Genomic DNA, 10,646 nt, shown 5'->3' with positions numbered 1-10,646 from the left:
TGATGCCATACTTTGCTGCCAGCTTCCTGAAGCCGCAGCCTTGCGTTAAATACTCCGCAATGATCTGTTCTTTTAAATCCATGATTTGGTTGATTTTTAGTCAACCTATTTCAGGACGAGACATTGAAAAACTGAAGTTGAGCCTTTGTTCGTCAAGCCCCACTTTTGCCAAACCCATGTTAGCGGTTCGTTGTTTTCATTCTTTTATTTCCAATAATTTTTCATTAAGTCCGCAACCCAAATAGGTTGTTTAATTTCTGTTTTAGGTTGAAACTCTTTAAATACTGGTTTAATGTCCAATATTGGTGTTCCGTCAATTGCGTCAAGATATTTCACTTTAATCGTCCGTCCGTTATGTTCGAGTAATTCAACTGTACAAAGTCCAATTGTGTTTGGTCTGTCTTTTTTGCGTTGTCCTAAAATGCCAACTAACGGATAGTTAGGATTTCCTCTTGGTCTGCCTGAAAAAACTATGTCGTCAGTTTTAACTTTGTCAAAGTAGTAAATTATTTCAAGGTGTGAAAAGTCTGAAATATTTTCTAACGCCTCTGTCGGAATATGGTCTACAAGTTCTATCTCTGCAATAATTGTTTCCCAATGGTCGTCAATTGGTTCTGTTCGTGAGTTTTTCACTGTCGCAATTGGTATCAATTTTATTTCCATATTGTCTTAGTATTATTGTCTGTTGTGAGTTTCGTTACAATGACCGCTAACGGCTACGGCTTGGCGATGTGGCGGCATTTGAAAATCGTCAGCCCGTAACCGCTGCTAAATTTATAAATAAAAGTTCATTGTTTATTCTATTGCCCGGCTTTATTCGTCGGCTGGAACTGAAGCCGATTAGCTAACAAAAAGCTGAGCACATATTCGTCGCCCCGCCATATTGCCAAACCGCCTGTTGCCTGCAGTTAAAGACTTGCGATTAGAACAGAAATGCAATGTCACCCGTACCTACCTCAGCTACTTTCCACTTTTTTATTACAACACCTAAACTACTTTTAATGTCCCATGTACAGTCAAAATAAATTCCAAATGTTCCTTCTTCGCAGTTCTTGTTGTCAGCGATATATACTGATAGCGGTTCTATAAATTTTTTCAAATTCATAGCATTTGTTGGTGTCGGTAAATTTTCTTCAATTTGTTGCTTTGTCAACTGATTACCATAACTCCAACCTTGATAGTAGTCCGGATATGATTTTTTATAATACTCGAAAACTTGTTGAAGAATTTCTGGCACTAAATAGTCTTGTTTAGAAATGAAGCCTTCATAATTTTTCTTTTGGCAGTCGTTTATTGTGTCCACAGTATTATTAAAAATTACATCAACTGTCGTGTCAAATGAACTGAACCTACAAGTTAAAGTATATTCATTGTGTGTTGTGTCGGTCATTTTCCTTGTCGGAATTTTGGAATTGTCATTTGGATTTTTGTTTTTGTTGTCAAGATTACAACCAAAAAGAAGTGTCAAAAAGATTATTGTTAAGATTTTAAGCATCTTCGAATTAATTGCAGGCAACGTTCACGGCTTGGCGATGTGGCGGCATTTGAAAATCGGCAAGCCCGGAATCGCTGCTAAATTTATAACTAAAAGTTCATTGGTTATTCTATTGCTCGGCTTTATTCGTCGGATGGAACTGAAGCCAAATAGCAAATAAAAGTTGAGCATTTATTTGTCGCCCCGCCATATTGCCAAACCACCTGTTGTGCGTTCGTACTTCTAGTTAATATTTTCTGTCAAAAGACTTGCCATTGAAACTATACACACCATTGGGACCACCGCCAAACCACAATTCTCCTGTTTTGCTTCTGTAAATAATCCAAATAAGGTCACCATCGAGACCATCTTTTTTGGTAAAATTTTTCACAGAATTACCATCATATCTCCATACACCAGATTCTGCAGTCCCAAACCAAATATTCCCTGAAGCATCCTCTCCAATGGAAAATACTCTCTCAAGAGAATTGCCTTTGGTGTCCTCCTTTTTCAGTTTTTGTTGGTCTGTGAAATTGACTACCTTTTTTCCCTCATATTTAAGAACCCCAATTCCATTATTACCAATCCAAAGATTCCCTTTGCTATCTTCCATAATACTGCGGATATGGAGATGTCCTGTTTCGTCGTTTAGTCCCAAAGAACCATCGTTTATTATTTTAAAATCTGAACCATTATACCCAATCAATGCACCATAAGTTCCAAACCAAACCGCTCCATTTTTACTTCTTACAAAATTTGTCGAAATTGAATAATGATTCTCTTGCCCTAATTTTGTTTTAACAGGCAATGTTCTATATGAAAGTATTTTTTTGTCATATTGATACACACCTGGATTTCCTTCAAGTTTGTTGTAGCCCGCAGTTTCATCCCCTTTAAACCAAAGGTCACTATCAGATAATTTCCATTGTTTTGTTGAGTCGTAATTTCTTTCTTTATAAATAGATATTTTTTGTCCATCATAAATACTTAATCCTTTTCCACATTCAAACCAAATTATTCCTTTTTTATCTTCATAGATATTCCTCACCTGATTGTCACTTAGTCCGTTTTCCGTTGTAAAATATTGGAACTCTCCATTATGAAGTAAACAAACTCCTTCTTGGTGGCTACCAAACCAAATATTTCCTTTTCTATCCTCTAAAATTGAACGAACGCCTGTTTTGAATTTCAACAATTTGCTGTCAGTCTTAGTCTGTACTACCTGATCTTCCTTATTTGATTGACTTTGACTGTTGCAACAGATTGTAACAGCCAGCAAAAATGTCCAGCAAGGAATAAAAATGTTTTGATTACCAAATTTCATTTTCATTGAAACGGTGTCTTTAGTATGACGCACAACGGACACGGCTTGGCGATGTGGCGGTATTTGAAAATCGTCAGCCCGTAACCGCTGCTAAATTTATAAGTAAAAGTTCATTGCTTATTCTATTGCTCGGCTTTATTCGTCGGCTGGAACTGAAGCCAAATAGCGAACAAAAAGTTGAGAATTTATTCGTCGCCCCGCCATATTGCCAATGCAATGTTACCTGCTGTGCTTCTTCATACTGTAATTGTCCTGCCCTTGATAGCACTGCTTTTCGAAAATTTATTAACGCAATTTGTGTCAGTCAAATAAGTAAACTGACTTTTAGAAACAATGTCTTTAAAACGTTTGTCAGCAGTTTTACTTCTTGTCGAGATATGAACATTTCCATATTGGCAGATGTACGCCACGATATTTTGTCCTGGGTCGGTGAAGTGAACGTATGGCAAGATGCCATTTGTCCGCACCAACCAACTAAGATTTTTTATAAAACTTGGAAGTTCACTTATCGCAACTTTCAAGGCTCCATTAAATCGCTTACCGATTTTATTGCCAACTAAATATTGTAGTGCTTCTTGAAAATTCTCGTAAGTGTCAAGCCGTTTGAGCCAAGCTATGTCTATGTCACCTAAAAATACCAAATGGTCGGAGCCCAAGTTTTTGGCTAAATAAGCAATTTGTGTCCCGAGCAACTTTTGATGTCCTTTATAAGATTTTGAAGGAACCGTCAAAACATAATTGGCAAAGACTTTTGGCGATTTAAAAACATCTTCGTCCTTCTTACGATCGTAATGTCGCAATGGAAGGATTGGAAATTTATTAATGGCTTCTTGTCTGTCAATTTTGATTAGCATACGATGTCGAATAGCATAGCAGGTAACGTTCACGGCTTGGCGATGTGGCGGCATTTGAAAATCGTCAGCCCGTAACCGCAGCTAAATTTATAACTAAAAGTTCATTGTTTATTCTATTGCCCGGCTTTATTCGTCGGCTGGAACTGAAGCCGATTAGCTAACAAAAAGCTGAGCACATATTCGATGCCCCGTCATATTGCCAAACCGCCTGTTGTGCGTTCGCCTTTTTATGGAAGCAACCAAGCTTTCCATTTTGGTCTATTGTCCAAATATTCGTGATAATGCTTCTGAAAGTCGTAGAACTTATTTGTCTTAGGGAGCGAATTTATATCGACATAGCTTGAATACTCTTGCTCACTATCAAATGTTTTTAGAGATTTATTTTTCAAGTCGTAAACTATGTAGTCATAGCTTGGACTGATTGTATTTTGATGGGAAACTTTTGCACAAAGAAATTGGTCAAAGATTTTATAGTCCTCAATAATTAGCTCGTCTTGATTTGGTTCTGTTTTGTCTGGGTCAGGATAGAAGTATGTCCAAGCAAAATCTTCACTCTGAATTGTCTGACCGTAACCAACAGGAATTTTTGAATTATCACCAAGTCCAGTGTCTTGCCAATAAGAAAACGAGAGAACAAAAAGTAAAACTGAAATTACAAGGTGGCTTAACAGCCAAAATCGAACCTTTTTTGCCCATACATATTTTGTCCATTGAATGCTTGTTGTTTTTGACAATATGAATATCACTAACAAAACAACTGTTGTATAAATGGTTGAGAGAACAATAATCTTCAAAATAATCAAAAGCAATTCAATCATTGCCATCATGTCAACTCGATTTGGTTTTTAGGAAATGTTATCCTAGGTGACGCACAACGGTCAGGTATTGCTGCAGGCGGGATATTCATTGATCGTCCAGGCCGGAACAAATGCTGACTGAAAATATTTTGTTGAAGATAACAACTAAAGTCATAGAGATATTCGTCCAGCCCGTACTGAAGTACAGCGATGCAAACTGCCGAAGTTTCAATGTCCAGCCCCGCTTGCAGCAATACCCGTGTTGTAGGTAGCCCATCGCTTAATTAGGTTGTTTGATTAATTCTAAGTTTTCATCTTTTGCTTCATTCCATCCTGTCCAAATAGATTTTAAGGTTAAGTGTTTGCGATCAAAGGAAACAACCTTGTAGATGTCAACTCTTGGAGGACAACTTTTATCAATTCGTAGAGTGCTTCTTGTCATAAAAGTTGAATCGCTCAACCAACGAATTTTTAAAGTGTCTGGGTCGTTACAGGCAATTTCGTTTGTCCAAAGAACTATGTCATTATTAATAAAATTTAAGCCAGCACAATTTGATTCAGTCAATATAAAATGTCCGGAAACAGCATGAGCAAAACTATTACTCTTAATAGTGTCCGCATGTGAAACAGTGTCAATAAAACCTTGAATCATTTGGGTATCTTTTGTTTGATATATTGGTCGCATTGCACCATGAAGAAACCAACCTAATATAAATGTCAAAAGTCCAGTTACAGTTACAATTAAAAGAGTCTTGCCTTTCATAATTTTAGTCTGTCAATAATTGTATAAGGGTTGTGTCTGGGTTGCCTACAACGAGCAGGGCTTTATGCAGGTTGGGAAATAGTATTCCTTCTGCCGATAACCGCTGCTGATTAAAAATATGTTGATGAAGTTAAGTACAAAAGTTGATAGATATTCGTCTGCTGGGACTGAAGCCTGGATTTGCAATTAGCTGAGGTTTATGGTCATGCCCAACTTGCATAAAACCCAATGTTGGCTGTAGTTATTCTTTGTTACGAGCCCCATAAAACATCCACTTGTAGTCCATATCTTTCAAATCCTTTCCCCAATGATTGTCCTTAGTTACAGTAAACTGTTTTGAGCTAAAAGTTCCTTTGTACGGCTTTGAGATAATAACGCTTTCTCCATTTTTAATTCTTGTCCGAAAATAAGTGGTGTCTGTTCCTGAATACTTTGGCATTAGGAAAACAATGAATTCTTTTGGCATTAGTTTACGTCTAAAATAACCATTACCACAAAAGTCAAAACCCCTTGCTTCGATTGCATACCAACTATTATAATTACTTGTATCTACTGCTTCTTGTATAGCAAAAACATAACTGTCTTTGGCAACAAAAATTTTAGGCTCGGTAGTTTCATTGACAACATAAACTGGAAAAAAGGTACTTCCTTTTGTCGCTCCATAATAGAGTTTAGAAATAATTGTCTTGCCGTAGTCTGTATAAATTTGTAAACCGTCAGATGATAAGGTGTCGAAATCATACACATTGTGTTCCCATCTATATTGCTGCTCATCGATATTTCTGTGTTGCCTTTCAGTGTCAAAGTTTACTGTGTCTGTAAACTTGTATTGTCCGACAAAGTTTGGAAAAATCTCATTAATACCGTCTGTTTTCCACTGCTCCAAACTGTCAAACTTTGTCTGATGTATGAGAACAGGGAATTTAAAGCCGTCTAACTTTTTGTCAAGAGTTTTGTCACTTGTGTTGCAAGAAAAAAGGAAAAGGGTACATATTGTGAAGAGTCTTGTCATAATTACAGCTAACGTTCGAGGCTTTGTGCAGTTGGGAATTAACCAACTGTCTGCCCGGAACTGAAGCTAAATTTATAACTAATAGCCGAAGTTTAGAACTACTGCCCGGCAGAGTTACGTCCGCCGAATATATAGCTTGGATATGCACTGCCGATGATTGCTTCCACATCGAGCCCCAATTGCACAAAACCTTTTGTTGTACGCCGCTTTTAGTGAACTTGATTTAGAACTGCTAACATTTTATTTAGCTTCAATTCTCGTTCTATTTTATATGTGTCACCCCAAAGCGATAGTATTTCCGGAATGAGTTGACGCTTGATTGCAATTAAAGCTGTTTCCTTAAAACTTTTATAAATAGTTCCTTCTAAATAAAATTGTCCAAAAGCAATTGAAATAATAGCTGCGTCAATGCCCGACATATAACGACTACTTAAATCACTTTCCTTTAAATATGGGGTCAGTTTATTTATGTCTGTTTCGTAAATGTCAAATTTTGGATAACCCCATTCATTTATTTGATCAAATAAGAAATCCGCTGGGTCATTATTTGAGTGAGTTGTTCTCCAGTCTTTAAAGCCAGCATATGTGTCTGCTCCATCGTCATTACCAAAAGGTCCAGTTTCATCAATAGGACTGAAATAAAAATCTTCTGTCAATAATGCTTTTGCTTTCGGATGGGCTTTGTCAAAAGTTGGTGAATAGTCAGACATATTTTTTGTTTGCTTTTGCGTTGTGTCAATTTTTGGAATGCCAGTGCCTTTTTGCGAATTGTCTTTTGTCTGTCCGCAAGCAGTTAAAGTAAAAAGTAAGTATACTAAAATTTGAGGTCTCATAAAGTGGCGTACAACGGTCAGGTATTGCTGCAGGCGGGATATTCATTGATCGTCCAGGCCGGAACAAATGCTGACTGAAAATATTTTGTTGAAGATAACAACTAAAGTCATAGAGATATTCGTCCAGCCCGTACTGAAGTACAGCGATGCAAACTGCCGAAGTTTCAATGTCCAGCCCCGCTTGCAGCAATACCCATGTTGTAGGTAGCCCATCGCTTAATTAGGTTGTTTGATTAATTCTAAGTTTTCATCTTTTGCTTCATTCCATCCTGTCCAAATAGATTTTAAGGTTAAGTGTTTGCGATCAAAGGAAACAACCTTGTAGATGTCAACTCTTGGAGGACAACTTTTATCAATTCGTAGAGTGCTTCTTGTCATAAAAGTTGAATCGCTCAACCAACGAATTTTTAAAGTGTCTGGGTCGTTACAGGCAATTTCGTTTGTCCAAAGAACTATGTCATTATTAATAAAATTTAAGCCAGCACAATTTGATTCAGTCAATATAAAATGTCCGGAAACAGCATGAGCAAAACTATTACTCTTAATAGTGTCCGCATGTGAAACAGTGTCAATAAAACCTTGAATCATTTGGGTATCTTTTGTTTGATATATTGGTCGCATTGCACCATGAAGAAACCAACCTAATATAAATGTCAAAAGTCCAGTTACAGTTACAATTAAAAGAGTCTTGCCTTTCATAATTTTAGTCTGTCAATAATTGTATAAGGGTTGTGTCTGGGTTGCCTACAACGAACAGGGCTTGCTGCTGTGCTGGTATTTTATAACGTCCAGCCCGGAACTGTAGCCCAATAAAATTACTGATGATGAAGATAAGAACTAAAGCTGAATAGAATTACGTCTGACCGAACCGCTGCTGATAGCGAACAAAATGATGAAGATTTATTCGTCTGCCAGCATAGCAGCAAACCCCATGTAAGCTGTAGTTGCATTCTTCGCTAAGATTGTCCCCACGCAAATTCGCAGTTGTCAAATATTTTATTTTGTAAATCGGTTTTGTCAATTAGTACACTAAAAACTCCCTCGTCATTAAAATCGTTTTCACCAACTTGAAGAAGTAAAATTTTATCTGAAAAAATTATCTTCTCTATTTCATCTTGTCCGTATTGGCAATGAGTGAACATTCCAAATATTTTTGATTTCTCACTACCAGCAGTGTGGTCCCAAATTTTTCCATCTTTATTTACATAGTCCATTTCATCGTCTTCTGGTTCTCTAATTCTTTCTGATAATTTTTCTGTGTCAGCGAATATTTTGTCAACAAGCCTGCCCGAAAAAAAGTCGTCATCATGTTCTTTTATGTGTCTAATCAAATTTTCGTTGGGGGTGTCAACATAAAATACTTTCCCTGTGTCGTTTCTGATGTTGGCAAAAAATAGCACCTGTCCTGACTTTGGTAAAAGTCCAGATTTGTCAAAGGGGGAAAATTTTGACAAATCAAGTTGGGCTGCAAAGAATAAACCCTTTGGATATTCAATGCCTGGCGGAAGGTCAACGATAGGTCCGCCATATCTTGAGTGCCCCAAGGGAAAATTTACATCTGTATGTTTTGTGTAATTTCCAGTGTCAAGCAAGATTTGTGGCATCTCTATAGAAGCTCCGTAAAAGAGTGTCTTGCCTGCCGTAAATCTTATTATGTCAAATACTTTTTGAGTCCTGTCCATCTGAAACTTTAAAAATTAAAACGGGTTTGATGTCGTGAGGGCAATTACAGCTTACGTTCGAGGCTTGCCGCAGGGCTGGAATTGTTGCTGTGTCAGCCCGGCAACTGAAGCCGATTGAAAAATGATGTTGAAGTTAACAACTAAAAGCTAAATAGAATTCGGTCAAGCCCGATATTAGCTGATAGTAGTAAAACTGCCGATTGTTACTACGTCCGCCAGCCTTGCGGCAAACCTTTTGTTACCTGCCGTTATTCTCGGTCGCATTTTTAGGTTGTTTGTTGATAAAGAGAAATGCTTGAGTAATGATTAGCCCAACTAACGACCAAAAATTAATTACTGCTTTATCTGAATGCTTTCTGTGTACACGGCGAATTGTATCAAGATAATCCTTTGCTTTTTGTTTTACTGTGTCAATATTTTGAGTTGCGTCAATCTCTGTTTTTTGCATTGAAGTAAAAGCTTCGTTCTTTGAAGCTACAAAATCAAAATGCAGAAAACTGTCAGCAAGCAGGTAAAATAAAAGTCCGAACGAAACTATTTGCAAAACCCTTTTTAATTTCATTTATTGAACTTTATCGCTATTTAATTCCGCAATGAAAAATAGGATTGTCAAACCAATGCCTAAAATAACAAGGGTTCTGCTTTTTTTAATTGTCGCCCAAACTGTCAACACTGAAGCTGCTAAAAACATAAGACCACTTGTCAGATTATAGTTTGCATAAACCGATGCGTTTTGATAGTACCATTGATTTTCATTAATTGGTCCGAACGGATATGCAGATTCTTGTCCAGCGATTTTTACATTGTAAAATTCGGAAAGCCCAATAAATGAAAATAAGAGTTCGAACGCCACAACAACATAAGGTAATGTCCAAAGAAGTTTGCTGTTGCTATTGTTTGTCATTGTGTGTAGGGTGTCCAATATAATGGCAGGTAACGACAAGGGCTTGCTGCTGTGCTGGTATTTTATAACGTCCAGCCCGGAACCGCAGCCCAATAGAATTAATTATGATGAAGATAAGAACTAAAGCCGAATAGAATTACGTCTGACCGAACCGCTGCTGATAGTGAACAAAAAGTTGAGGGTATATTCGTCAGCCAGCATAGCAGCAAACCCCATGTTGGTGGCAGTTTTGTCACGGCAGCCATTTGTCCTTTTCAGTCCAATCTCTAAACTCTATAAATTTTGCAACAGCTCTAAAACAAAAGTTCACACAAGTCGTGTCGACAAAAATGAAAACTTCCGGAAAATTGTTAATCTCTGGTCTTTGTAGCCGAAGCGACAGGTCAAGATTATATGAACCGCCTTCTTCGTCAAGTCTTAAAGTCTTGATTGGTTTCTCAGGTTCTACATTCTCTATAAATCCAACGACTTCTTTAAGCTCTAAAATTTTCCTGTCGGCTGTGTCATAATTGTTTTGAAAAACTAATTTGAGATTTGTACCAACGAAAATTTTTGAAACGATTCTATATTTATCAATGTCAGCTTTCATTGTTCCTTGTTTAGCCAAATTTCTGAACCTATTGGAACATCTTCTTTTGTCAAATTATTCTCCACAAGAATGTCACGAAATTCATTCCAGCCAATGCCTCTGATACTTGTTTGAATGGATGTTTGGTCTGGTCTGATTATTTTTATTGGGTCACCAACGCTTGCTTTTTTGTCACCCAGACCAGGAACTAAAATTAGTCCACGTCCTGTCACATTAAAATGGTCTTCAACTTTGAAAAGAAACATGCTGTCGTTTTAAATTGCCACCAACGTTCGAGGCTTGCCGCAGGGCTGGTATTTTATAACTGTCTGCCCGGCAACTGAAGCCGATTAAAAAACTGAAGTTGAAGTTAACAACTAAAAGCCAAATAGAATTCAGTCAAGCCCGATATTAGATGATAGTAGTACAACTGCC

General features: G+C 37.3%; 14 protein-coding genes. All 14 read right to left on the bottom strand.

From position 1 onward, the window contains the following. Window positions 1-204: 204 nt before the first annotated feature. The 14 genes from tsaA to I5907_RS21375 all read right to left on the bottom strand — a co-directional run bounded on the left by tsaA (window position 205) and on the right by I5907_RS21375 (window position 10,477). Window positions 205-663 carry a tRNA (N6-threonylcarbamoyladenosine(37)-N6)-methyltransferase TrmO gene (gene tsaA / locus I5907_RS21440; protein ID WP_196992913.1) on the bottom strand — a complete coding sequence of 153 codons (459 nt, stop codon included), beginning with the start codon at window positions 661-663 and terminating at the stop codon, window positions 205-207. A 259-nt stretch (window positions 664-922) separates the two neighbouring features. Then, complete coding sequence (locus I5907_RS21435) at window positions 923-1,495, bottom strand: DUF6985 domain-containing protein (protein WP_196992912.1); 573 nt, start codon at window positions 1,493-1,495, stop codon at window positions 923-925. A gap of 226 nt (window positions 1,496-1,721) precedes the next feature. Beyond that, a complete protein-coding gene (locus I5907_RS21430) occupies window positions 1,722-2,804 on the bottom strand; it encodes a ligand-binding sensor domain-containing protein (RefSeq protein ID WP_196992911.1) in 1,083 nt (360 codons plus the stop codon). A 230-nt stretch (window positions 2,805-3,034) separates the two neighbouring features. After that, window positions 3,035-3,652 (bottom strand): hypothetical protein, encoded by a 618-nt coding sequence (locus tag I5907_RS21425; RefSeq protein WP_196992910.1) that lies wholly within the window; start codon window positions 3,650-3,652, stop codon window positions 3,035-3,037. A 227-nt stretch (window positions 3,653-3,879) separates the two neighbouring features. Beyond that, window positions 3,880-4,479: a hypothetical protein gene (locus tag I5907_RS21420; protein ID WP_196992909.1), complete on the bottom strand. Its 600-nt coding sequence runs from the start codon at window positions 4,477-4,479 to the stop codon at window positions 3,880-3,882. Between the two features lie 250 nt (window positions 4,480-4,729). Beyond that, window positions 4,730-5,212 (bottom strand): hypothetical protein, encoded by a 483-nt coding sequence (locus I5907_RS21415; RefSeq protein WP_196992906.1) that lies wholly within the window; start codon window positions 5,210-5,212, stop codon window positions 4,730-4,732. A gap of 241 nt (window positions 5,213-5,453) precedes the next feature. Further along, window positions 5,454-6,224, bottom strand: a complete 771-nt coding sequence (locus tag I5907_RS21410; protein ID WP_196992908.1) for a hypothetical protein — start codon at window positions 6,222-6,224, stop codon at window positions 5,454-5,456. Between the two features lie 209 nt (window positions 6,225-6,433). Beyond that, window positions 6,434-7,057, bottom strand: a complete 624-nt coding sequence (locus I5907_RS21405) for a hypothetical protein (RefSeq protein WP_196992907.1) — start codon at window positions 7,055-7,057, stop codon at window positions 6,434-6,436. A 216-nt stretch (window positions 7,058-7,273) separates the two neighbouring features. Continuing rightward, complete coding sequence (locus tag I5907_RS21400; RefSeq protein WP_196992906.1) at window positions 7,274-7,756, bottom strand: hypothetical protein; 483 nt, start codon at window positions 7,754-7,756, stop codon at window positions 7,274-7,276. 257 nt (window positions 7,757-8,013) lie between these two features. Then, complete coding sequence (locus I5907_RS21395; protein WP_196992905.1) at window positions 8,014-8,739, bottom strand: DUF1963 domain-containing protein; 726 nt, start codon at window positions 8,737-8,739, stop codon at window positions 8,014-8,016. Between the two features lie 238 nt (window positions 8,740-8,977). Further along, window positions 8,978-9,301: a hypothetical protein gene (locus tag I5907_RS21390; RefSeq protein WP_196992904.1), complete on the bottom strand. Its 324-nt coding sequence runs from the start codon at window positions 9,299-9,301 to the stop codon at window positions 8,978-8,980. Then, complete coding sequence (locus I5907_RS21385) at window positions 9,302-9,643, bottom strand: hypothetical protein (RefSeq protein ID WP_196992903.1); 342 nt, start codon at window positions 9,641-9,643, stop codon at window positions 9,302-9,304. A 232-nt stretch (window positions 9,644-9,875) separates the two neighbouring features. After that, a complete protein-coding gene (locus I5907_RS21380) occupies window positions 9,876-10,232 on the bottom strand; it encodes a hypothetical protein (RefSeq protein WP_196992902.1) in 357 nt (118 codons plus the stop codon). Then, window positions 10,229-10,477, bottom strand: a complete 249-nt coding sequence (locus I5907_RS21375) for a hypothetical protein (RefSeq protein ID WP_196992901.1) — start codon at window positions 10,475-10,477, stop codon at window positions 10,229-10,231. The genes I5907_RS21380 and I5907_RS21375 overlap by 4 nt, the downstream gene beginning before the upstream one ends. Window positions 10,478-10,646 lie beyond the last annotated feature (169 nt).

Source organism: Panacibacter microcysteis, from assembly GCF_015831355.1.
GTDB classification, from domain to species: Bacteria; Bacteroidota; Bacteroidia; order Chitinophagales; family Chitinophagaceae; genus Panacibacter; species Panacibacter microcysteis.
This window is presented reverse-complemented; position numbering and strand designations above follow the sequence as displayed.